The organism is Latilactobacillus parasakei, assembly GCF_049674265.1.
Classification (GTDB): domain Bacteria; phylum Bacillota; class Bacilli; order Lactobacillales; family Lactobacillaceae; genus Latilactobacillus; species Latilactobacillus sakei.
Window position 1 is genome coordinate 838,838 of sequence record NZ_CP186861.1, and the last position, 23,528, is coordinate 862,365.

19 protein-coding genes, 1 tRNA gene and 1 pseudogene are annotated in these 23,528 nt (G+C 41.6%); 4 read left to right on the top strand and 17 right to left on the bottom strand.

All coding sequences use genetic code 11. The features are described 5' to 3' along the window. Positions 1–38 precede the first annotated feature (38 nt). The 10 genes from ACPBEH_RS04315 to ACPBEH_RS04360 all read right to left on the bottom strand — a co-directional run bounded on the left by ACPBEH_RS04315 (position 39) and on the right by ACPBEH_RS04360 (position 7,805). Positions 39–245 carry a hypothetical protein gene (locus ACPBEH_RS04315; RefSeq protein WP_424349847.1) on the bottom strand — a complete coding sequence of 69 codons (207 nt, stop codon included), beginning with the start codon at positions 243–245 and terminating at the stop codon, positions 39–41. A gap of 177 nt (positions 246–422) precedes the next feature. Then, positions 423–767: a hypothetical protein gene (locus ACPBEH_RS04320; RefSeq protein WP_424349848.1), complete on the bottom strand. Its 345-nt coding sequence runs from the start codon at positions 765–767 to the stop codon at positions 423–425. A gap of 200 nt (positions 768–967) precedes the next feature. Next, entirely contained in the window at positions 968–1,378 is a 411-nt protein-coding gene (locus ACPBEH_RS04325) for a MarR family winged helix-turn-helix transcriptional regulator (RefSeq protein WP_424349849.1), read from the bottom strand. Positions 1,379–1,813: 435 nt separating this feature from the next. Beyond that, a complete protein-coding gene (locus ACPBEH_RS04330) occupies positions 1,814–2,221 on the bottom strand; it encodes an organic hydroperoxide resistance protein (protein WP_424349850.1) in 408 nt (135 codons plus the stop codon). 79 nt (positions 2,222–2,300) lie between these two features. Next, positions 2,301–3,941, bottom strand: coding sequence for a peptide ABC transporter substrate-binding protein (locus ACPBEH_RS04335; RefSeq protein WP_424349851.1), 1,641 nt, complete (start codon positions 3,939–3,941; stop codon positions 2,301–2,303). A gap of 123 nt (positions 3,942–4,064) precedes the next feature. Continuing rightward, positions 4,065–4,391 (bottom strand): DUF6506 family protein, encoded by a 327-nt coding sequence (locus ACPBEH_RS04340; RefSeq protein ID WP_025015936.1) that lies wholly within the window; start codon positions 4,389–4,391, stop codon positions 4,065–4,067. A gap of 69 nt (positions 4,392–4,460) precedes the next feature. Continuing rightward, complete coding sequence (locus tag ACPBEH_RS04345) at positions 4,461–5,066, bottom strand: response regulator transcription factor (RefSeq protein WP_112206574.1); 606 nt, start codon at positions 5,064–5,066, stop codon at positions 4,461–4,463. After that, the gene (locus ACPBEH_RS04350; RefSeq protein ID WP_424349852.1) at positions 5,059–6,186 is read right to left on the bottom strand and encodes a sensor histidine kinase; all 1,128 of its coding nucleotides are present in this window, start codon (positions 6,184–6,186) and stop codon (positions 5,059–5,061) included. The genes ACPBEH_RS04345 and ACPBEH_RS04350 overlap by 8 nt, the downstream gene beginning before the upstream one ends. Then, positions 6,186–6,929: an ABC transporter permease gene (locus ACPBEH_RS04355; protein ID WP_424349853.1), complete on the bottom strand. Its 744-nt coding sequence runs from the start codon at positions 6,927–6,929 to the stop codon at positions 6,186–6,188. The genes ACPBEH_RS04350 and ACPBEH_RS04355 overlap by 1 nt, the downstream gene beginning before the upstream one ends. Before the next feature lie 3 nt (positions 6,930–6,932). After that, positions 6,933–7,805 (bottom strand): ABC transporter ATP-binding protein, encoded by an 873-nt coding sequence (locus tag ACPBEH_RS04360; RefSeq protein ID WP_424349854.1) that lies wholly within the window; start codon positions 7,803–7,805, stop codon positions 6,933–6,935. A 138-nt stretch (positions 7,806–7,943) separates the two neighbouring features. On the opposite strand from ACPBEH_RS04360, the pseudogene ACPBEH_RS04365 reads away from it, so the two are divergent. Beyond that, a pseudogene (locus ACPBEH_RS04365) lies at positions 7,944–8,584 on the top strand (DNA-3-methyladenine glycosylase). 110 nt (positions 8,585–8,694) lie between these two features. Further along, the gene (locus tag ACPBEH_RS04370) at positions 8,695–9,813 is read left to right on the top strand and encodes an NAD(P)-dependent alcohol dehydrogenase (RefSeq protein WP_104963575.1); all 1,119 of its coding nucleotides are present in this window, start codon (positions 8,695–8,697) and stop codon (positions 9,811–9,813) included. Positions 9,814–9,859: 46 nt separating this feature from the next. On the opposite strand, the gene ACPBEH_RS04375 is transcribed toward ACPBEH_RS04370, so the two are convergent. Then, entirely contained in the window at positions 9,860–10,402 is a 543-nt protein-coding gene (locus tag ACPBEH_RS04375) for a hypothetical protein (protein WP_424349855.1), read from the bottom strand. Between the two features lie 83 nt (positions 10,403–10,485). Further along, complete coding sequence (locus ACPBEH_RS04380) at positions 10,486–11,229, bottom strand: SDR family NAD(P)-dependent oxidoreductase (RefSeq protein WP_424349856.1); 744 nt, start codon at positions 11,227–11,229, stop codon at positions 10,486–10,488. Positions 11,230–11,307: 78 nt separating this feature from the next. On the opposite strand from ACPBEH_RS04380, the gene ACPBEH_RS04385 reads away from it, so the two are divergent. After that, a complete protein-coding gene (locus tag ACPBEH_RS04385) occupies positions 11,308–11,709 on the top strand; it encodes a MerR family transcriptional regulator (protein WP_424349857.1) in 402 nt (133 codons plus the stop codon). 31 nt (positions 11,710–11,740) lie between these two features. On the opposite strand, the gene ACPBEH_RS04390 is transcribed toward ACPBEH_RS04385, so the two are convergent. The 3 genes from ACPBEH_RS04390 to ACPBEH_RS04400 form a co-directional block, all read right to left on the bottom strand. Further along, positions 11,741–12,487, bottom strand: coding sequence for an SDR family oxidoreductase (locus ACPBEH_RS04390; RefSeq protein WP_424349858.1), 747 nt, complete (start codon positions 12,485–12,487; stop codon positions 11,741–11,743). Between the two features lie 163 nt (positions 12,488–12,650). Further along, a complete protein-coding gene (locus ACPBEH_RS04395; protein ID WP_025016307.1) occupies positions 12,651–13,031 on the bottom strand; it encodes a winged helix-turn-helix transcriptional regulator in 381 nt (126 codons plus the stop codon). Between the two features lie 99 nt (positions 13,032–13,130). Further along, positions 13,131–13,775: an NAD(P)H-binding protein gene (locus ACPBEH_RS04400; protein ID WP_424349859.1), complete on the bottom strand. Its 645-nt coding sequence runs from the start codon at positions 13,773–13,775 to the stop codon at positions 13,131–13,133. 729 nt (positions 13,776–14,504) lie between these two features. On the opposite strand from ACPBEH_RS04400, the gene ACPBEH_RS04405 reads away from it, so the two are divergent. Next, positions 14,505–14,616, top strand: a tRNA-OTHER gene (locus tag ACPBEH_RS04405). Positions 14,617–14,691: 75 nt separating this feature from the next. Here the strand turns inward: ACPBEH_RS04405 and ACPBEH_RS04410 are convergent. Beyond that, positions 14,692–22,218, bottom strand: coding sequence for an adhesive domain-containing protein (locus tag ACPBEH_RS04410; protein WP_424349860.1), 7,527 nt, complete (start codon positions 22,216–22,218; stop codon positions 14,692–14,694). A gap of 190 nt (positions 22,219–22,408) precedes the next feature. Beyond that, positions 22,409–23,368: a nucleoside hydrolase gene (locus tag ACPBEH_RS04415; RefSeq protein ID WP_424349861.1), complete on the bottom strand. Its 960-nt coding sequence runs from the start codon at positions 23,366–23,368 to the stop codon at positions 22,409–22,411. Positions 23,369–23,528: the final 160 nt, after the last annotated feature.

Here is a 23,528-nt window from a genome sequence, read left to right on the forward strand (position 1 = left end):
CCTCAATTTTAACTCATTATTCATTAACATTTCGTCGCCTATTTTTTTGTACCTTTAACTGTCACTGTTGCTGCATTAGTGTCCTTCTTAATATGCTTAACTTTCTTACTCTTAGAAACATTTGTTGTTCTTGCTTTATCACTACTTGAATCTTTTTTTGATTTGCTACCACCACACGCTGCTAAACTAACGGCTACAAAACTAACCATCATCATCATTAGTAACCCTTTAATTGCCTTTTTCATCTGTAATTTCTCCATTCTTATTCTAATTTCCTATTGAATTTCTGATACGCTCAATACTCGACTATCATTAACCATCTGGTCGCCATAGATTGGCTTGTTGTTTCATTCAGTAACCTTCCTTATCCCCTTCAAAAAAATAATTACCCAAGAGACTGACTAGTGAACCCATACTTTAACTTATTTGGTTATTTGTTTTTGATGCTGATTACGCACCATGTAATAAACTGAATACTCACCAATTTCATTCGTTTGAACTTCACCATAAAAGACCGTCACTTGATGACTTAAATCACCATCGTTTTCGTCAAAAACTTTAACGTGTTCTAACCAATTAACTTGGTCCAAATCAACGCCCTGATTTAATTCCAAAGCCGCTGTACTAATCTGATATTCAAATTGTCGTTGCCATAGACCTTCTTTATAAGCTGTTAAATCAAAGTGTCTTAATTCGTAGTTTATTGAAACTCGTTTTAACACTGACACTTGTTGCTGATTAGCTTTAATCTCTGCTTGAAGCGCCAATAAATTTAAATGATTATATAGATAAACCTGGTTAACCACGCAAATTATTAAAACGCTGATACTAAAACCAATTAAAATATTAGGTAGAAAGATAACTAATATTCTTAATGGTCATCATCACTGACATTATCGTCCTTTCAATTAGAGTTATTTATAAAAGCATTCAATTTCTCGTCCATATAATACCTTGATTTAAATACTTATCCTCGGAATAATGTCCCAATTATTTCACGACTTGCATCTAATTGATCAACCATTGCTGGTTCTTCAGGTACATTAATCAATTCGGTTAATGCTGCATTGACTTTATTTAACTTAGCGGTTCCTGCCGGTGTTAAACGAATAAAAACTAAGCGATAATCAGCTTGGACACCACTATCTCTGAAACGTTCAATTAAGCGTTTATTCTCTAATTCCCGGCATAATCGTGAAATTGCTGGTGTACTGATATTAAAGCTTGCCGATAGCTTCGTGGGGCTCGCAAGCTCAACACTATCGATATACGTTAATAGAAAGAACTGAGTATCCGTAATATCAAATTGATCTAATTCAGTCTTATAGAACTGTTCAATCTCTTTTTTTAATTCAAATAATTTACTGAAAAATTGCATATCACTACCTCCAACGGCTTAAACTTAATCGTTCATAACTCTTGAATTATGATTTTATTATAAAAAAATGATTATTCAATAAAAATAATCCCTTCCGAAAATTATTTCCATTGCACAATCACTTACAGCATTAACGTTTATAATAATTCCTAAAAATAACTTGCGCAAAATTAGACAATGGTATAAACTTAATTTATCTTAAAGTTCATAATTCAAGAGTTACGGTTCCAGTTTATCCGGTTAATTAATACAGAGAATCGCTATAAATCAGCATTTTATACCTACCTAAATAATAATTAAATATGCTTAATAAACATTAAAATAGGTCATCAGACATCATAATTGATGTCTGATGACCTATTTCTGGACATACATACAAAAAACGAGCCAACAGTTAGCATCCTGTTGACCCGTTTTTTTCTATCTAAAATTAACTTACATGACATCAATTTTAACATCGATATTACCACGTGTTGCCTTAGAATATGGGCAAACTTCGTGGGCTTTTTCTAGATAGCGCTTCGTGTCTTCTGGTGAGAGGCCTTCAATATGACCGACAAGTTCAACCCCGATATAGAAATCTGCGGGGCCATCATTATAAAGTGAAACCGTTGCTTTAACCGTCGTTTCAGCTTTAATCTGATTCTGACTCAAAACAAGTTCTAAGGCACTGTTAAAACATGAACTGTAGCCGGCAGCGAAAAGTTGTTCCGGGTTGGTACTCTTACCAGTTTTATCTGTACCAGGCGCTTTAATCACATACTTCGTTGATTTTTCTGGGTCGTAAACGAATCCGTTTCGGCCGCCTTCATTAATCATCGTTGTTTCATATTGCTTTGCCATTTAAAATACCCTCTTTCTGAATTGGATACCCTTACTTTAGCATAGCGCCACTTGAAACAATAATAATCTGTTTGGTGGCTTATTGCCCCTTAATATACGCGGTCTTATAACTCCACTGCGTCCCCGCGGTATTATGGATAATCCCTTTGACCTTCGGATTTTGGAGATAGCCGGTTTCGTTTTGGTATAGCGGTGTCAGGCTTTGTGTGCGGTTCAAGACTTGTGCCGCCTCAACCATATCAGCCCACCGTTGACTTGGATCATTAGCATCTTGATTTGTCGCTAAATCAACGTTTTTTTGGTAATCCGCATTCTTGAAGCCACCGGTATTATTGGCCGCCCCTGGTAGCATGATTTCTAAGAATGAAATTGGATCTTTGAAATCGGCCCCCCAAGCGGATAATAGGATGTCGTAGTCGCCCTCATGATCGCGACTGCTTGCAACTTGGCTAGGCACCGTTCTTAAGTTGAGCTGGAAGCCTGGTAAAATTTCTTCCAACTGTCCTTTTAAATACTGGCTGACATAAGATGTATTCGGATCATCACTATCAACTGTTAATGAGAGTGTCACTTTTTTCATCCCGGTTGCTTTTAGCGCCTTTTGCCAATATTCTTTGGCCAGTTTTGGTTCGTAATCAACCGTATGTGGCACCGCTTGTGATTTGGCGAAATCGACCTTTTTAACGGGTGAGTTGGCCAACCCAGAGGCGACAAAGCCCGTGACCGGATTTGTTTTAAAGCCATAGAGGCGGTTGTTCATTGTCTTCCGATTAATCGCCAAGGATAGTGCCAGACGCGCATCTTGATTATTCAAAATGTGTTTGACCTGTTGATTGTCACTGTTGAAATTATATTTTAAGAAGTAAGTTTGCGCATACGGATAACGCTTGAAATCGCGATTACTACTATAATTTTCAACTTGTTGATTATCGAGTTGGGTTAAATCCAAGCGCCCGTCTTGATAGAGATATAACGCCGTGCTGGTATTTTCCAACACCGTAAATTTAACCGCACTTAATTTCACTTTCTTATGATCCCAATAGCGTTGATTTTTCTTGAACTGCCATTCTTCACTCGTTCCGGACCAGCCTTTAAGCGTAAATGGTCCCGAGTAAACCATGTATTTTGATTTTGTCGCGTATTTCTTGCCGTACTTTTCAATCACCTTTTGATCTTGTGGCGCAAATAATGGATAAGCCATCAAGGTCTTCATGTAGGCAACCGGTTTGGTTAACGTCACTTGTAGCGTATGTTTATCCAAAGCCTTGACCCCTAATTGCTTCGGATCTAATTTGCCATCCGCAATCGCTGGAGCGTTTTTGATATTGCTAAATAGGTTCGTGTAAGGCGATTTAGTCGTTGGTTTAATCGTCCGTTGCCAAGAATAAACAAAATCTTGGGCCCGAATTGGATCACCATTACTAAATTGTGCTTTTCTAATTTTAAAAGTCCACGTTAAACCGTCATCTGAAACTTGACTACTCTTTGCTAAGCCAGCTTCAATTTTACCTTTTTTGCCGAGTCGGTATAAACTTTCGAAAATATTACCAGTTTGACCGTAACCCGTTGAAGTCGAGATATCGATCGTATCAAGCGGCGCCTGGGCGCCTAACTGTAAAACTTGTTTGGCCTGCACATTAGCAACATTGAGGATTAAGAACAGACTACATAATAGTGCAGCCCCCAATCCGATTATGAATGTTCGTCGCTTCTTTAACATCGTATCCCTCCTTCTTACAATTTATAAGTGAATTATACCGAACTGCACACAGAAAGTTAATAAAAAAGGCTTAAAAAAGAGACTTATCTGCTATTTTCAGATAAATCTCTACTTGGTAACGTTTTATTGCATGATTTCAAATAATGGTTGGCGGAATTCAGGGCCATACATAACCGCGCCCACCGGTATTTCGTAGTTCAATGCTTCATTAATTTTAGTCGTCCAAGTTGGCCCAAAACCACCACAAAGTTCGATAAACTGAACCCCTTCTGCCTTCAATTGTAGGGCTAATTCAATCACCGAGCCATCCGTTTTAGCGCTTGGATCAAAACCGACCGTAATCATTTCACAGGTCCCAGCCTGATTGCGATTAATAACGGTATTTTGTTCAGGGGAAAATGCGGGTGAAAAATAGAAAAATGCCCATTTATGCAGATTTTCTAAACTCATATTAACGCCTCCTTTATGCTTGCAAGCATAGTCAATTAACGACTGTGATGCAATTTTAAAGTCTGATCGTTATAACCAGCCATTATGGCGCGCAATTTGGATTGCTTCAATCCGATTGCTGGCGGCTAATTTGCTGAGAATCGTCGACATATAATTACGGACGGTCCCATCCGATAAGAAGAGTTGACTCGCGACTTCTTTATTGCTCAAACCGTTGGCCACCGCCTGCAAAACATCGGTTTCCCGTTGTGAAAGTGGATTTTGCGGTTGATTGGTTAAACCGACCACTAATTCTGGGGCGTAGACTGTTCTACCGGCCATCACCGAGTGAATCGCAACGATTAAATCATCACTAGGGCCGTCTTTTAAGAGATAACCGGCAACTTCAGCGCTAATCGCCTGTTTAAAATAACTAGTCTGAGCAAAGGTCGTTAAAATAATGACCTTAACCTGTGGCTGTTGTTCATGTAATCGTCGAGCGATTTCAAGTCCCGTTAACCCCGGCATCTCGATATCCAATAAAGCGACATCCGGTTGTAAGGTTGCAATCTGTTCCAAGGCGACTTGGCCATTTGTAGCGGTCCCGATCATTGTTAGGTCATCTTCTAGCTCTAAAATACCAGCTAGTGCGGTGTTTAAAAGTTGTTGATCTTCTGCTAAATAAAGTTTAATCATTTTTTGCCTCCGTGGCGATTGGCATTGTCAGCGTTAACGTGGTTCCGTGGCGACCATCAACGGTCAGTTCACCCTGAATCACTTCCAAGCGTTCACGCATCCCTGAGATTCCATGACTTTTAAACTGGTCAGCCTTTTTCAAGCCTCGGCCGTTATCTTGAATCGTCATCTGAAAAGTCGTTGCCGATTGCGCAAACGTCACGTAACACTCCGTGGCGTGACTGTAACGAATAATATTAGTCACTGCTTCGTGCAAGCATTGTGCCAATACTTGTTGGTTTGATTGTGGCAAGCCTTCAATTTGATTTTCATCCTTGGTTAATAAGATGATACCCGCTACGCTAAGATTACGCTCTTGATTAATCAATTCTTCGGCAATTGTCGTTTGCCGTAAGCCAGCCACAATTTCACGCACCATTTTTAAATTCTGACGGGACGCTTGTTCAATTGCCAATAATTGTTCAGGCACCGCATCCGGTTTTTTAGCCAATAACTTACGCGCATATTCCGCTTTTAAAGTAATCATCGAAAACGATTGTCCTAAGTTATCATGCAAATCACGGGCAATTCGCTGGCGCTCATTTTGTTTAATGATTTCCGTCAATCGTTGATTGGTCTGCATTAACTGCCGATTTTTGCGATTATAACGTTGAATTGAATCTGCCGCAAATGGGGATAAAATGCAGAATAAGCCATAGACGGCTAAGCCAACCCAATCATCACGCCCCATCTGACCACCATAATAATAGTAAAGAAAAAGAGTGGGCACCAAGATTGACAGCATATAGGCCCCGTAATAACCCCAGAAACTACGTCGGCGCATCGGAATCGAGCCAAACACCCAGGCCGTATAAATACTGAGATAAAGCGCTTGAACAATCACCGCAAGAATCGCACTCACCACCATTTGGAGCAACAACCAGAACGGTCGATACGTAGTGGCAACATAACTATTGCGGTACGCGATCACAAAAATAAGCACCAAACCTATAATGACCTGTTGCCGCAATGTTTTAAACGGAAACGCATAGGCGATTGGGAAAAGTAAAAAGAGTAACCAAACATACGGAAAAAGGCCGTATTGTTGGGGCATTGCAATGTAACGTTTAAAAAAAGACATTAATGACGTGCTCCCTTTTGATAATGATTTAAGTATACGACAAGCCCAACTAATATCACAGTCCAACCAAGCGTTACGCCATAATCTGCGAAGTGAACCGTCTTTTTTAAAACGATTGACTGCGCGATTTGATTGATTGGATAAACCGGTAAGTGCCGGCCAATGACTTGTACCTGTTTAGGCATCATCGCTAACGGCCACCAAAGACCACTTAAAATCGCAAGTGGAAATGCGAGTAAATTCGCCGCCAACTGAATTTGATTATCATCATTTAAAAACGAAATGCTAATACCCAGCAAACAAAGTGGCAAACTTGCTAACCACAACCACCCCGCTGTTAATAGCCATGTTGTCCATGCTAATTGAAGCTGATTGCTAAGTGCTGCGACCACAAAAATAACGATAATGGTTAAGCCGTTGATAACGCCTAGATTAAGCAACTTTGCCGTGTAATAGGTCGCTTTGCTAGTTGGTGACAGATCAATCAACGCTAACAAGCCTTCCCTCATATCATTATAAAGCAGCGTCGATAACGTAAAAACATTGCTGAGAATTAAACTATACGTCGTCATGCTAACCATGTACTGTAAATTGAAACTTGCACTCACTAGACCTTGATTCATCACTTTTGTAAACAAGAGATAAAAACCAATTGGCATTAATAAAGAGAAAAAGGCAAATCTAGGATTTCTTAGATAAGCCCGCTTAAAATCCATTTTTGTTTGTGTCATCACTGTCTTCATCTATTATTCCCCCATTATTTCGCGATAGATATCGGCTAACGAACTCGCTTGAATTCGAATATCGTGGACCTTTGTGAGCAATAACGGCGCCAACTGTGCTAATATCTGATCACTATCACTAACTTGTAATGTCACTTTTGCGCCATCTTGACTTGCACTGGTAACAGCCGACCACTGTGTAAAACTATCTAGAGGTTCGGTCGTCGTAAAGCTAACTTGCGCATCCTTAAATTGCCGTTGTAATGTCGCAAAGTCACCATCGTATTGAAATTGGCCCGCCTTAAGAATTAAAATCCGGGTCGCAATGTGCTCAATTTCCTCTAAATAATGGGACGTTAAAATAATCGTTTTCCCTTGTTTTTTCAAACAATCAATCTGCTGCCAAAATTTCTGCCGACTACCGACATCCATGCCAACCGTCGGCTCATCTAAAAAGAGAAGTTGTGGATTGCCCGCCATAGCGAGGGCAAACGATAAACGTCGTAATTGACCACCTGACAACTGGGACACTAATTTTTGGGCGTGTTCCGTTAAGTCCGCAAGTGTTAACAACGTTTCAATCGGTAGTGGTGTTTGATAATAACTGCGCACTAATGCCAGTTCTTCGATCACTTTTAAACGTGCTAGCGGCACATCCCCTTGGGTCATGGCGCCGACTTGATTCAAGTGGTGTTTTTCATTTGGTTGTTCGCCCAAAATTCGAATCTGACCTTGCGTCGGTGTTAATCGTCCCAACATTAGGTTAATTAACGTTGATTTGCCTGCCCCATTAGCACCGACCAAGCCGATAATTTCACCCGGTTGAACAGTTAAATCAAGTCCTGCTAAAACAACTTGGGAATCGAATTGCATTTTTAATTGTTGAATATCAATCATCTTAGTCACCTCGTTTGAATAAACCAAGTATAGCGAAGTCTCTCCCGCACGCTTAGACCCATTTGTCATGACTTTGATATGACAAATGTCACATCTTCGTAGCACCGTGTTAAAATAAATTTGTTTGGAGGTTTTAAGATGACAAGCATACAACCAGCACCAATGTCTTTTTTTACCAATCGTCCCACAACCGAGATTGCCCGTGATTTACTGGGGACTCACCTGTTATACACGAGCCACCAAGGGACCCTCGGTGGTTTAATCGTTGAAACCGAAGCCTACGTGGGTGCTCAAGATACTGCGGCACACGCTTATAATGGGCGGCGCACGCCGTTTAGTGAGCCCCTTTATCACGAACCCGGTACGATTTATATCTACCAATTACGCGGTTTCTTCCTATTTGATATTGTGACGCAAGCTGTGGATCAACCACAAGGCGTTTTAATTCGCGCCATCGAACCCACTCATGGTTTGGCGCAGATGCAACGCAATCGGCCGAACAAACCTGGTGTTAACCTCACTAACGGCCCCGGCAAATTAATGGGCGCCTTAGGAATTCATGATAAACGACTGACTTTTAAAAATGTGGCCAGCGCACCGTTAACAATTGATCTTGCAAATCGGCAACACCCACGTCACATTACAACGGCGCCTCGCATCGGCGTTAATACTGAAGCGGCCAGTGGTCAACTGCCTTACCGTTATTTTATTACTGGTAATCCCTATGTCAGCGGTACTTTAAAAAAGATTGGGACCGTGAACAACACGGATGGCTTTAAGGTTCAGTTATTCAGCCTTTTTACTTGATAGCCTTAATTTGATATTGTAAACGATTCCAAAAATGTTATAATTATTTGTGAATTAAATATTTAAATAAGAGGGTATTCTCATGAAAATTAAAGCAGCAGTTGTTGAACAACAAGGTGCACCATTTGTCATTAAAGATAATATCGAATTAGCCCCACTTCATCCAGATGATGTGCAAGTCCACATGGTCGCAAGTGGCATTTGTCATTCTGATGAAGCACTCCGCAAAGGCGATGCCATCATTGGTTATCCAATTGTGCTTGGTCATGAAGGTTCCGGGATTGTTGAAAAAGTTGGCTCAAACGTCCAAAGTTTAAAAGTTGGCGATCATGTCGTTCTGTCATTTTATGCTTGTGGCATTTGTGAAAACTGTCTTAAAGGGATGCCAACCCAATGCTTAAATTATGCTGAAAATAACCTTTCTGGTGTACGTCCAGATGGTAGTTCACACTTTACTGAAAACGAACACCATGTTGCTGATATGTTTGATCAATCATCATTCACCACAACAACTGTCGTTCGTGAAAGAAATGCCGTTAAAGTCCCTGATGATTTAGACTTACGTGAACTCGGACCTCTTGGTTGTGGCTACGTTACTGGTAGTGGTACTGTTTTAAATACTTTAAAACCAAAACCCGGTGATACAATTGCCGTCTTCGGTACAGGGGCCGTTGGTTTAGCCGCAATGATGGCCGGTAAAATTTCTGGCTGTACAAAAGTCATCGCAGTCGATATTATCGACGAACGCTTAGCACTCGCTAAAGAACTTGGCGCCACTGATACGATTAATAGCCGTCAAACAGATGATGTTGTCGCAGCAATCCAAGCGCTCACTAACGGCCGCGGTGTGAACTTCTGTGTCGATACCACTGGGATTACGCCAGTCATGGAAGACTCAATCAAAGCCCTTTGCCAAGGTGGTGTTTCAGCAACAATCGCTGTTACCCCTAACCACATCGATCTCGATACTTGGAACGATTTATGCGTTAACGATAAATCAGTCGTTGGCGTCAACATGGGTGATTCAATCCCACAAATCGACATTCCGCGTTTAATTGAATTCTACCGTCAAGGGATGTTCCCATTTGATAAGACTGAAAAATTCTATCGCTTCGAAGATATCAATCTCGCTAATGAAGCATCAATTAAGGGTGAAACAATTAAACCTGTCTTAATTATCGACCCTGATTACCAAATCTAATCCAAAATAAAAGCGAGATGCTTAGGCATCTCGCTTTTTTGAATTTTTATCTGCTTTTCCGATGCGCTCTTCGCCGGATTGCCTGCCGAAAATCTGGTGATCGATAAGCCAACATCCCGGTATAAGCTAAACTACTACATCCCGACAAGGCCCATAGAATCCACCAGTCAAAGGCGTAAATTCTTCTAAATGGTAATAATTCTTCTAGCGCACTGTGCAAAACTTCTCGGGAGAGCTCTGCTGTATCCATTTGGTGGTGTGCCAAAAAAATACTTAACAAAATTTGAATTCCCAAGATTAATCCCCAGCCTAATAGAAACGGCCAACCACCTCTAATGCTAACTTTCGTTTGGCCTTGAACGTTCTCTAAAGACAGTTGCGCAAACCGTCCTTGAAAAGTGCCAATCGCAATTCCCAATAAGATAATAACGGCAGCCAACAACAAGTTCGTAGCGTTCAGCTTAAAAGTCGTGACAAACATCAATAACGCGTAGAGTGGTAGTAAAAGATAGCGGAAACGTCTTGGCCGTTCTGCTTTAAACTGGCCATAGCAAAAATAAATTACAATTAAAATTCCAATCAATGACATTTTGTAACCTCTTCTAACAGAATAGGCTTCATTATAGATATCTTCGATTTAGAATACAATCTTTTTTTAATCAGGAATCATCCCTAATCTTGTGGCCCAAACCGCTTTGCTAGCATGCGAACTAACGCATTATCTGGAATCTGATGATAGATTTCAACATAGTCGCCGGAACGGTGTTTTTTATTTAAAATCGTTTGAATAATTTTTTTGCCAACCACTTCAGCAGAATGCACGAAAGGTCCCGTGACGTTATTATTTAAGTCCGTCGACATAATACCTGGATGGATCGCATAAATTAATATGTTTTGCGCTTGTTGTTCAAACGAAATCCCCAGCGAAGTCGTCATCACATTTTGAGCGCCCTTACTTGTTTTATAGGCGAGTGGGTTCCAAAGATGATTGGCGTTAGTTGGCACCGTAATGTTGACGATTGTGCCCTGATTTTGATGCAGCAATCCCGTTAATTGGTTAATCAGTAGATAGGTGCCAAAGAAGTTGACTTGCATTGTTGCTTTTAGATCCTCAATTGGTGTCTCATAACCCACGTATTCCTTGCCGGGAATACCCGCATTGTTAATTAGTAATGATAGTTGTGCATGGTTTTGCTTAATTTCAACAGCGGCTGCTTTAATACTGGCCTCGTCCATTAAATCCAGTTGCACGAGGCTCAGATTAGTTAGTCCTAATGATGTTAACTGACTAATTGCCTGGTTGCCACGCTCTAAATTGCGGACGCCTAAAATCACTTGCCAACCATTTTGGCTTAAATTCTTGACCAATTCAAATCCTAATCCTTTATCTGAACCCGTTACTAATGCAGTTTTCATAATTGACTATCTCCTTTGATTTCTTTAAAGTATAAACAATAGACCATACTCTAGTGCAAGAAAGAATTGAAAAATATTATGACATACTCAATTAAACAAGTTTCTCAAATAACCGGCCTCTCAATCTATACGATTCGCTATTATGATAAACAAGGTCTATTACCCTTTGTCAAAAGAGATAGTAGCGGCTACCGAGCCTTTACCGATGCCGACATGTCTCTCATTCATACAATCTGTTGCTTAAAAAATACGCAGATGAAAATTGCTGACATCAAGCAATATATTGACTACTGCATGATTGGACCAGAATCAATTGAAGCTCGCAAGACACTTCTGCTGAATCATAGAGCCGCGGTCGTTAAAAAGCAACAAGCATTACTTGAAGGCTTGGGTGAAATTGACCTTAAACTATCAGTTTATACAGATTCTAATGCTAAAGAAATTATCGGTGACATGTTTACCTATCTTAAAGAACAGTAAAAAAGCCGTGCTAATGCACGGCTTTTTTTGACTAATAATCTCTCTGATCAATCGACCGTAGAATGACTTCATTGATTCCCACGTTGGCTGGTGTCTCAATGGCATAAACTACGGCGTTAGCAACATCATTGGCACTCAAGCCAGTTTCTGATTCACTCTTGAGAACCGCTTCTCTTAATTTCGGATCACTAATTTTAGCGGCCAATTCCGTTTGCGCATGCCCTGGTGAAATCAACGTTGATTTGATGCCTTTACCAACTTCTTCAACTCGTAAGCCTTCCATCACAGCCCGCATCGCATATTTAGTGGCTGAATAAACAGACGAACCTTCACCTGTAAAATGGCCCGCAACCGAATCAGTTGTGATAATATGGCCACTCTTTTGTTGTTCCATGATTGGTAGTGCGTATTTAATACCGTATAAGGCACCCTTCAGATTAATATCAATCATTGCTTCCCACTCATCGACTTTACCGTCGCGCAACATTGAAACGGGCATTAACCCGGCATTGTTAAACAACACATCGATGCGTCCAAATTTAGTGATTGTAAAATCAATCAATGCTTTCACATCTGCTAATTGCGTCACATCTGTTTTTTGATAAATAATCTCCGTATCGTATTTGGCGGTCAACGATGCAGCCAATGGTACCAACATACTTTCACGACGAGCCGCTAAGACCAACTTGGCCCCCTTAGCTGCTAATAACGTAGCTGTTTCTTTACCAATCCCACTTGACGCGCCGGTAATCACGACGACTTTATTTTGAATTGTCATTTTTATCCCTCACTTTTAGTTGATAAGGTTAGTATAGGCGGCTTGTCAGAATAAACAATTACGCACTTTCGACTAACTAAGGCACTTTAAAGTAAGTTTTGTGGTATGACAGCTTAAATTAATCAAGACGATTTCAAAAAAATTTTAACAGTTTATCTTTACATTAAAGCTCATATTTTTCATGATCTGTGTAAGTCAAATCGACTGCTACACCGCTTTGCTTTAGAAAATCGATCCGGGCTTCACCCCAGTTAGCCATCACGCCTAGAATGGGCACCAATGATTGCCCATATTCAGAAATGGCATACTCAACATGCGGTGGTACTTCATTAAAAATGGTCCGTGTAATAATCCCATCGCGCTCTAGTTCTCGCAGTTGATCCGTCAGCACTTTTGATGAGATTCCTTGAACCGCTCTTTTTAAGTCAGCCGGTCTCTGGGGACCATCCACTAAATGACATAAAATTAATGGTTTCCATTTTGTGCCCATCACCGCTAAGGTCATCAGGACGCCATTTGTATAATGATTTTGTGGTTCGTTCATTAAAGCCACCTCAATTTGATTATGATTGGTCTATCATACCTTAACCGCAGTCAAAAGAAAATCGAACACAAAAAAGAAGGTCGCTATGACCTTCTTTTTTTAGCGGTACCATTCTGGTTTGTCACCATCCGTATTGGGTTTATTTAAGCCCAATGAATCACCAACTGCTTCAATTGGGTTTTGAATCAAACGGACAACTTCTGCAGCGACGCTTTTTCTGGAAACTTCGGTACCCTTGAAAGCATCCGTGCGATGTGTGATTTCATAATCGATTTCGTCCTTATCAGATAACCAAGCTGGGCGAATAATTGTAAAGGCTAACCCTGACGTTTCAATTACTTTGGCGGCGGCTGCGTATGTTGGCAAATAACCATCATCTAACATTTGATGGTTCCACTGACCGTATGCCCCGGGAACTTCGTCATAGATGCCGAGTGTTGAGATCCAAATTAAGCGTTTAACCCCCGCTATTTTCATAGCAGATACAACGGCTTTAGCCTGTGCTTCAATATTAGCGCCCGCTAAATTTGCGTAGACGACTGTGACACCCTTCATTGCTTGAACTAAATCAGCTTGCTGGCTAGCATCGCCTTCAACCAACTGTTCGCGTTGTTGATCTTGGATTGTTAGTCGGTTCGCTTTTCTTAGAAATAACACTAATTGCGCATCCGTTTTAGCTAGCAATTGTGCTCGTGTCAATTGTGCAATCTTGCCATGCGCCCCTAATATTAATACCTTTTCCATTTAAAACGCCTCCTAAATTTATCACTATCTAAGGTGTAGCGACTGCTAACCTTTTTTACAAATAAAAGCACTTACAAAAAGATAGTCATATTTATCTAACAATCGCAATTAAATATTCATACTTTGTTCATATTTAATTGTTATTCTATATATATCAGATGAACGCCTCCCAAGAATCATCTGATTAACCCGAATCGGCATACCTCCCTATGTCGATTTTCTCCCAGAACCATCCTAATAATAAGTAATCAATTGAAATTCCTCCCAAGAACTTCAATTGCAAGGCCGCTATCTCCCAATAGCTGGCCAACCAAAGATGCGAGGTAAAGGGCCGCTACTCAGCGACTTTTTACCTCGCATTTTTGCTTTCCCATAAAAGCCGTCAATTCGTCTTAATTTCATCTGTGAATCTTCATACTTCGTTCACATTCAATTGGTATTCTTTATACATCAGATAAATTCCTCCCAAGAATCATCTGACAAACGTGAATTTCATTAGACATTCCTCCCTAAAGTAATCGTCTAATTTGCACCACCAATATGGCGCATCGAAGGCCGTCATATGAAAGTATCAAATTCTACTTAGTTTCATCCGTGAATTTTCACAATTCATTCACATTCAATTGGTATTCTTTATACATCAGATAAATTCCTCCCAAGAATCATCTGACGAACATGAATTTCATTAGACATTCCTCCCTAAAGTAATCGTCTAATTCGCTCCACCAATGAGTTATAGTTTAATCGGTAGAACTGATCATCACTTGAAATTCCTCCCAAGAAAAATCAAGTTAGAAACACTAAATGATGATCAATGCGGGTTCAATCCCCGCTAGCTCGATTTTCCTTCCAAGAAAATGCAAAAAGGGTGATCATTATGATCACCCTTTTTTTGTGGCGTTATTCAGATAACTTATTATTTATCACGTTTGATTGGTAATAAGCTCTTAAATAGTGCCACCATTGCGATTAAGAATGCCCCAACCGCTGCCCAGACACCAGTCTTATTGGCGTCTGTTTGTGGTAAATCGCCAGCTTTACTGTTAGCATTTTGACTACCAGTTGTATCGCTCACACCCACATTTAACATATGATGGTTATTTTGACCACTATTCGATCCGTTATTCGTCAAATTATTGACGTTGTTTGAATTCCCTAGTTGCCCATTACCACCATTATTCGTTTGGCCACCATTACCGGCATTATTGTTGCCCGGATTATGACTACCGTTTGAATTACCATTCGTGTTGCCACCGTTGCCAGTATTATTACCAGTTCCGCCATTGCCGTTGCCAGAGCCATCCTGGTTATTATCGGCTACTCGAACTGTAACTGGTTGACCATCTTTTTCAAAGTCACCATTGTGAGCAATAATCGTGACGATCAATCTTTGACCGGCTTTTAATTGTCCTGTTTTAACGATGAAATTGCCGTTGATATCAACCATACCGTATTTAACGGAACCATCAGGCATTGTCACGCTTGCTTCAAACGTTGTACCTTCAGGGAATGGCTTATTGATAGTGACTTTACCAGTCACTTGCGTATCACCAGCTTTAACTGGATCAACACTTGGTTTCACAACGACATAGTTTTCTAGTGGGTTCGTTTCACCTGGATTACCGGCTTCAACGGTCACGTTAACTTTATCGCTACCTTTTTCATGATCGCCATTATGCGCAATCACTTCGACTGTTAATTTGTCGCCTTCTTTAACTGCGTCAATTGGTAATGTGAAGTTGCCGTTTGAATCAACTGTTACTTTCACTTGTTTACCGCTTGGCAATGTCACAACGGCTTCGAAAGTCGTTCCTTTAGGAATTGGTTTGGTTAGTACCACTTTACCAGTCACCTTCGTATCGCCCGCTTTTACTGGGTCAACACTTGGTTTCGCAACGACGTAGTTTTCAAGTGGATTGGTTTCGCCTGGATTACCAGCTTCAACGGTCACATTAACTTTATCGCTACCCTTTTGATAGTTACCATTGTAGGCAATCACTTCAACTGTTAATTTATCGCCTGCCTTAGCAGCATCGATTGGTACGACAAAGTTACCATCTTTATCAACTGGTACTGTTTCTTTCTTACCATTTGGCATTGTGACAACAGCTTCAAAAGTTGTATTTTCTGGAATTGGTTGCGTTAATACAACCTTACCTGTCACCTTCGTATCACCAGCTTTAACGGGTTCAACGCTTGGTGTCGCAACGACATAGTCTTCTAATGGATCAGTGATTGGTGCTGCTTTAACAACCATTTCAGCAAGCGCACTATCTTTTGTAAATGTGCCATTTTTAGCTGTAATCTTAACTTGCACTTTTTGATTTGCTGTCAATTGAGCAGTATTGATAATGAACTGTCCTTCTGGTCCAACTGTCCCAGAATCGAGACGAACTGTGCGCGTACGGCCATTTGGCAAGACAATCACAGCATCAAAGGTTGTGCCCTCTGGCCAATCCGGATCTAGTTGAACCGTCCCGCTAACTTGTGTTTCACCAGCAACACCTTGTTTAATCGTTGGCGTTGCTACTGAATAATCTTCAAGTGGGTTTGTTTCGCCTGGATTGCCAGCTTCGACCGTCACGTTAACCTTATCGCTAACCTTTTCATGATCACCATTATGCGCAATCACTTCGACCGTTAATTTGTCGCCTTCTTTAACTGCGTCGATTGGGATATTAAAGTTACCATTTTCATCTACTGTGACTGTTTGTTTATCGCCATTTGGCAATGTTACAACAGCTTCAAAAGTTGTCCCGTCTGGAATTGGTTTGGTTAATTCAACTTTACCTGTCACTTTTGTATCGCCAGCTTTAACTGGATCAACACTTGGTTTAGCAACAACGTAGTTTTCAAGTGGGTTCGTTTCACCTGGATTGCCAGCTTCGACCGTCACGTTAACCTTATCGCTACCTTTTTCATGATCACCATTATGCGCAATCACTTCGACCGTTAATTTGTCGCCTTCTTTAACTGCGTCGATTGGGATATTAAAGTTACCAGTCTCGTCAATTGTGACTGTTTGTTTATCACCATTTGGCAATGTCACAACAGCTTCAAAAGTTGTGCCTTCTGGGATTGGCGTTACTAATTCAACTTTACCAGTCACTTTTGTATCGCCAGCTTTAACTGGATCAACACTTGGTTTAGCAACAACGTAGTTTTCGAGTGGATTCGTTTCGCCTGGATTACCGGCTTCGACTGTCACATTAACTTTATCGCTCCCCTTTTCATGATCGCCATTATGCGCAATCACTTCGACTGTTAATTTGTCGCCTTCTTTAACCGCGTCGATTGGGATATCAAAGTTGCCATTTTCATCTACTGTAACTGTTTGTTTATCACCATTTGGCAACGTCACAACAGCTTCAAAAGTTGTGCCTTCTGGGATTGGTTTGGTCAATTCAACTTTACCTGTCACTTTTGTATCGCCAGCTTTAACTGGATCAACACTTGGGGTTGCCACATCGTAATTTTCTAATGGATCTGTAATTGGTGCTGCCTTAACGATCATTTCAGCGTTTGCACTGTCCTTCGTGAAAGTCCCATTTTTAGCAACAATTTTAACCAAGACTTTTTGATCAGCCGTTAGCGCCGTTGTATTAATTGTAAATTTACCATCCGGTGCCACTGCGCCAGAATCAAGTCTCACAGCGCGTGTCCGACCGTTCGGTAAAACAATCACCGCTTCAAAGGTTGTGCCTTCTGGCCAATCTGGATCAAGTTGAACTTGACCACTAACTTGGGTTTCACCCGCAATTCCTTGATTAATCGTTGGTGTTGCCACATTGTAATCAACTAATGGATCTGTTTCTTCTTTTTCAGAAACAGTGACGGAAGCGGATTGACTTTCCTTCATATTCGCACCATTTGTTGCGACTACTTTAGCGGTATAGGTTTGACCCGCCACTAATGCATCGGTCGTTAATTCGAACTGACCACTACTATTGATGGTTGTCTCTTTCGTTGTTCCGTCTGGTAATGTAATTACTGCTTTAAAGCTCGTCCCATTTGGAATTGGTTGAACTAATGTGACTTGCCCCTTGATTGACTTGTCGCCTTCAACTGCCGGTTGCATCATCGGTGTTGCCACGTCGTAATTTTCAATCGGATTAGTTGGTAAGCCTGTATCAACCGTCAAACTGACTGTCTGACTGTCTTTCTTGAAGTTTCCGTTAATCGCAGTTACTTTAGCTGATAGTATTTCACCGGCTGTCAACAGTTTTGTACCGACTGTAAATTCACCAGATGGCAAGATTGTTGCGGTTGTCGTTGTGCCATCTTGTAATGTCACGCTCGCTTCAAAAGTTGTTCCTGCCGGCACTGGTTGTTTCAATGTCACAGAACCACTGACATGTGTGTCACCCACTTTAGCCGGATTCAATACTGGCATATTAACATCGTAATCAGCGAGTGGATTTTGTTCAACTGCTGGACCAACATTAACCGTTACTAACGCACTATCTTTAGTATAAATACTATTCTTAGCGGTTACCTTAACCGTTAATTGATCACCCTCAGTTAAGTTACCGGTCACGATTGTAAAATGACCATTTTCATCAACTGCGGCTGTTTTTTGCGTACCGTCAGCTAAGGTAACTGTTGCTTCAAAACTTGTGCCTTCTGGAATCGGTTCTGCAAGCACAACTTGACCAGTGACACGCGTTTGATCAGCCGTTACCGGGTCAACTGTTGGTGTCCCAACTTCGTAATCCGCAATTGGATCCGTTGGTAATTTTTGACTAACTTTTTGGTAAACGACACTACTATCCTTAGTAAATGTACCATTAGTTGCGACCACCTTTACAGCGACCGTCTCATCGGCAACTAAGGCCTCCGTTGGTACGGTAAATTTACCATCCGCACCAATTGCGACAGCTTTAGTGGTCCCGTCTGCAAGTGTTACAATCGCTTCAAAAGTCGTCCCATTTGGAATCGGAATTCCTAGGTTAACCTGACCTTTAACTGCCGTATCGCCTTCAGTTAATGGCGCTACGACTGGTGCATTAACCGTATAGTTTTCAAGCGGATTCGTTTCGACTGCCGCATCAACGGTTAATTGAACTGGATTACTCTCTTTTTGATAACCACTATTGTGGGCAGTGACATGAATTTCTAATATATCATCAGCCTTTAATTCACCCGTTGTGACTGTAAAAGTCCCGTCAGCAGCTACTTCAGCGGTTTTAAGCGTCCCATCTGGTAACATGACTGTTGCTTCAAAAGTCGTGCCGGCTGGTGCTGGGTTCGTTGTCAGATCAACCTTCCCAGTAACTGTCGTATCACCTGCAGAAGCAGCGTCTACAACTGGTTGAGCAACCGTATAATTGGCTAATGGATTCGTATCCGGTGCTTGGGTAACCGTCACGTCGACTGAAGCACTATCCTTGGTATAACCACTATTTTTAGCAGTGATTTTAACCGATAAAACATCATCAGCCGCTAATTGACCAGTTTCAATTATAAATTGGCCATCCGGGCTAACATTGGCGCGTTTGGTACTACCATCCGCCATTGTCACCACAGCTTCAAAAGTGGTGCCAGCTGGTATATCGGTTAGCGTTACTTTCCCTGTTAATTGTGTATCATCGGTTGTCATCGGATTAACATCCGGTGTGGCCACCGTATAATTTTCAAGTGGATCGGTTGGCACAACTTCACTCACCAATAATGAGGCTGGTGTACTTTCTTTTTGATAGATCCCATTTTGTGCGATTACTTTCACGGATAGATTTTCACCCGCAACTAACGCACGCGTTGGGACTTCAAAATCGCCGTTAGCCTGTACATCAGCTGCAACGGTCCCACCATCAGGTAATTGTACTTCAGCTTTGAACGTTGTCCCATCTGGGATTGGGACCTGTAAGTTCACGTGACCGCTCACCTTGGTTTGACCAGCGGTTGCTGAATCCAAGGTTGGTGTTGTCACTTGATAATTAACTAATGGATCGGTTGGTAGGGCATCGGCCACTGTTGAGTTGACTGCGGCCCCTTCTTTTGTAAATTGACCATTAATGGCTGTAATATGGATAGCTAATTGACTACCTGCAACTAGCGGATCTTCTGTATTAACCGTAAAGTCGCCATTTGCTTGCACTTCCGCCTTAACTTGACGACCACCAGGAAGCGTTACAGTTGCTTCAAAATTGGTATTATCTGGAATTGGCGTCTTCAAGTCAACATGGCCCTTAACGCTCGTATCACCAGCAAAAGATTTTTCAACCGTTGGTGTTGCCACATCATAATTGGCGATTGGATCTTCAATTGGTGCATCAGCAACCGTCACCGTTACATTCGCACTTGGTTTTGTAAACTGACCGTTTGTTGCCACGATTTTTACCGTTACATCGCCCGCAATTAATGGATCAGTCCCAATACTAAATTTACCGGTCGTTGTGTCCACATCACCACTAACTTCCGTTCCGTTCGCTAAAGTTGCGACGGCTTTAAACGTCGTACCGGCTGGGATTGGTTGGTTTAATGTGACTTGTCCACCTAATGTCGTATCACCCGCTGTCGCAGGATCAACTGTTGGGGTTGCCACATCATAATTGGCAATTGGATTTTCAATCGGTGCATCAGCAACCGTGACCGTTACGTTGGCACTTGGTTTTGTGAATTGACCGTTTGTTGCCACGATTTTCACTGTCACATCTCCGGCTACCAATGGATCGGTGCCGATACTAAATTTACCGGTCGTTGTGTCTACATCACCACTGACTTCCGTTCCGTCCGCTAAAGTCGCGACGGCCTTAAAGGTTGTGCCATCTGGGATTGGTTGTGCCAATGTCACTTGGCCGTCTAATGACGTATCGCCTGCTGTCGCAGGATCAACTGTCGGTGTTGCCACATCATAGTTTTCGATTGGATTTTCAGTTGATGAATCGGCGACTGTGACCGTCACATCGGCACTTGCTTTTGTATACTGCCCATTAGTCGCCACTACTTTCACTTTCAAATCACCGGCGACTAATGGATCAGTCGTCATACTGAACTTACCGGTCGTTACGTCTACATCACCACTAACTTCTGTCCCGTCCGCTAAAGTTGCGACAGCCTTAAAGGTGGTGCCATCTGGAATGGGTTGATTTAATGTCACCTGACCAGCCAACTTCGTATCACCCGCTGTCGCAGGATCAACTGTCGGTGTTGCCACATCATAGTTTTCGATTGGATTTTCAGTTGAAACATCGCTAACCGTTGATTCAACTGCTGTACTTTCTTTTGTATATTGGCCGTTAGTTGCCACCACTTTTGTCGATAAAATTTGACCGGCTGTTAAAGCCCCCGTATCCACGACAAACGTCCCATCTGCCTGCACTGCCGCAGTCTTAGTTGTGCCATCATCAAGTGTTACAACTGCTTCAAAAGTAGTGCCATCTGGAATGGGCTCTTTTAAAATGACGTTCCCAGCGACTGTTGTTTGCCCAGCCACTGGTTGGGTTACCGTTGGTGTTGCCACATCATAATTTTCAATCGGATTAGTCGCAGTCGTTGGAAAATTCAACGTTACTGCTTCCCCTTCTTGCTCAATGGCCGTCAAAATGTCTGCTGAAATTAAGGCATTATTAATGGCAGCTGCTTTAACCGTGGCAGTTGGCACACCCGGATCACTAACAGTCGTATGCAAGGTACCACTAGCTGAGCCTAATAAATTACCATTCAAAGCATTATCTAAAATTGTTGACGTACCACCGGCAATCGCATCGATCACTTCAAAAAGTTCGGTGCTCGCTTTTTGAAGCGCTTTCACTAAAGCCTCAATTAATATATTGTCCGAATGAACGGCTGCAATCGCATCCCGTAGGCTATGGAATAAAGCTGCATATGCTTGATGGACATAGTGACCAAAGCCTTGTGTGAAGTCGACCGAAATGGTTTTACCATCGGCAGAGACAGTCCCCGCCACCGTTTCTTGATAACTACCTAAACTTTGAAGTTCCTTCAGATCATCAAAGGCCGCAACCACCGCTGGAATTTTTAATGCTTTATCCAATGCAGTAATCGCTAAGCCCAACGCATCAAATAACGGCTTAACGCCTGGGATATCACCAGGTGTGATTGGTAAAAGATCAGCTTGAATATCAACTGTACTACCACCAACGACTTTACCTTGAAGTGAAGCGGGTAAAGCGTAAACTAAAACCTTTTTATCCGCAACACCTACTGTGGCGACACCTTGTCCTGTGTAGTTTAACGATAGATCAAAGTTTCCCTCTGCATTAGGGGTCATTTGCGTCCCCGTTGTCGAGGTCAAACTCGCATTTTGTAAAATCGAGATATCAGCTAAGCCGGCCCGTGGATTCACCTGACTCGCTTGCGCCCGATTTTGATTAATGACAAAGACACTCGCCACCCCAACACCACTATTTAGTAATAATAATGTACCACTACAGACATATAATGTCCGCCTAAGCAATTTCTTATGACTAACCTTTTTCATATGGCAACACTCCTTTCGTATAGTCTTAACTTAACATCCGCAAAATACAAAAAGATAATTATATGCTTATCATTTTTATTAGAATTAAAAATAAACACAAAAAAGCCCCCGTGACTTCTTAGCCACAGGCGCTTACTTTAACGCTAATATACGACCTTCAATTTAATAATCCTATTTTTTTGCTTGTTAATTATTGGGCCACTTTTAATAGTTGTCCAATCCGCGTTTTAAACGCGTTCAAAAAACGAGGGGTATCGACTTGGACGCAGACAGCCGTTCTCGTTTTCGGATCATCCAAGCGCGCATTGTCTCCGATTGTCCGACCGCGTGAAGGCCCTTCAACCTCTGTTTTTAAGTTTAATGGGAAGGTTGTCACAAGACTTGGATCAATGGCGACTGCGACTGCTAATGGATCATGTAAGGCACAACCATGTAAATGAGGTGATGTTACTTCATACGCCTTAATATAATAATCAACCATATTGGCATAGGCTTTGGCCGCATCCGTTGCAAGTGCCCGCCACTCTTGTGTATCTTTCTTAGTGAAGAGTGTTCTGAGGGTCACATCTAAACCGACCATCGTGACTGGTAACCCACTCTTGAAAAGTAAATCGGCTGCTTCTGGATCTTGGCTAATGTTTGCTTCCGCATAAGGTGAAACATTCCCACAAACTGTGAGCGCGCCACCCATGATAACAATTTGTCCCACTTTTTGAAGCGTTGGTAAATCCTTTTGAATTGCTAATGCTAAATTCGTCATTGGACCAGTCGCCACAATGCTGAGATCAGACCCATATTGTTGACAAGCAGCCAGTATAAAATCAACAGCTGATTGACTAGCCGCATCTGGATGGGGCTGTGTTAAGTGGATTTCGCCGACCCCATCTTGCCCGTGGATTTCCGCACTAATTGGTAACACGCTAAAGTTGTTCGTCGTCGTAGAATGACCAGCGCCCAAATAAACAGGAATTTCTGGATGGCCCAATAAATGTAAGATTTGTTGACTATTGACGACGCTTCTTTCCGTCAAAACATTGCCATATTCTGAGGTAATACCAATTAATTCAACTTCTGGTGAGCCTAATGCATAGGCAATCGCCAGTGCATCATCAATCCCAGTATCTAAATCTAAAATCATTTTGTGTGTCATTTTACAACCCCTCCTAAACTTTGTGAACGCTTTTTTGGAACTAACTTTAGTGTACCGCATTGCGCGAACAACGTAAATTCTAAACTGACATCCAACTGATTATTCTTAAATTTGTTTAAACTTAACTAAATCACACTAAAATTCGGGGGTATTTTAATTC

Coding starts and splice junctions, on each gene's coding strand:
- ACPBEH_RS04410 (WP_424349860.1), bottom strand. CDS start 22,218: ATGAAAAAGGTTAGTCATAAGAAATTGCTTAGGCGGACATTATATGTC.
- ACPBEH_RS04370 (WP_104963575.1), top strand. CDS start 8,695: ATGAAAATTAAAGCAGCAGTTGTTGAACAACAAGGTGCACCATTTGTC.
- ACPBEH_RS04335 (WP_424349851.1), bottom strand. CDS start 3,941: ATGTTAAAGAAGCGACGAACATTCATAATCGGATTGGGGGCTGCACTA.
- ACPBEH_RS04415 (WP_424349861.1), bottom strand. CDS start 23,368: ATGACACACAAAATGATTTTAGATTTAGATACTGGGATTGATGATGCA.
- ACPBEH_RS04380 (WP_424349856.1), bottom strand. CDS start 11,229: ATGAAAACTGCATTAGTAACGGGTTCAGATAAAGGATTAGGATTTGAA.
- ACPBEH_RS04355 (WP_424349853.1), bottom strand. CDS start 6,929: ATGAAGACAGTGATGACACAAACAAAAATGGATTTTAAGCGGGCTTAT.
- ACPBEH_RS04345 (WP_112206574.1), bottom strand. CDS start 5,066: ATGATTAAACTTTATTTAGCAGAAGATCAACAACTTTTAAACACCGCA.
- ACPBEH_RS04325 (WP_424349849.1), bottom strand. CDS start 1,378: ATGCAATTTTTCAGTAAATTATTTGAATTAAAAAAAGAGATTGAACAG.
- ACPBEH_RS04360 (WP_424349854.1), bottom strand. CDS start 7,805: ATGATTGATATTCAACAATTAAAAATGCAATTCGATTCCCAAGTTGTT.
- ACPBEH_RS04390 (WP_424349858.1), bottom strand. CDS start 12,487: ATGACAATTCAAAATAAAGTCGTCGTGATTACCGGCGCGTCAAGTGGG.
- ACPBEH_RS04315 (WP_424349847.1), bottom strand. CDS start 245: ATGAAAAAGGCAATTAAAGGGTTACTAATGATGATGATGGTTAGTTTT.
- ACPBEH_RS04385 (WP_424349857.1), top strand. CDS start 11,308: ATGACATACTCAATTAAACAAGTTTCTCAAATAACCGGCCTCTCAATC.
- ACPBEH_RS04375 (WP_424349855.1), bottom strand. CDS start 10,402: ATGTCATTGATTGGAATTTTAATTGTAATTTATTTTTGCTATGGCCAG.
- ACPBEH_RS04330 (WP_424349850.1), bottom strand. CDS start 2,221: ATGGCAAAGCAATATGAAACAACGATGATTAATGAAGGCGGCCGAAAC.
- ACPBEH_RS04350 (WP_424349852.1), bottom strand. CDS start 6,186: ATGTCTTTTTTTAAACGTTACATTGCAATGCCCCAACAATACGGCCTT.
- ACPBEH_RS04340 (WP_025015936.1), bottom strand. CDS start 4,391: ATGAGTTTAGAAAATCTGCATAAATGGGCATTTTTCTATTTTTCACCC.
- ACPBEH_RS04395 (WP_025016307.1), bottom strand. CDS start 13,031: ATGAACGAACCACAAAATCATTATACAAATGGCGTCCTGATGACCTTA.
- ACPBEH_RS04400 (WP_424349859.1), bottom strand. CDS start 13,775: ATGGAAAAGGTATTAATATTAGGGGCGCATGGCAAGATTGCACAATTG.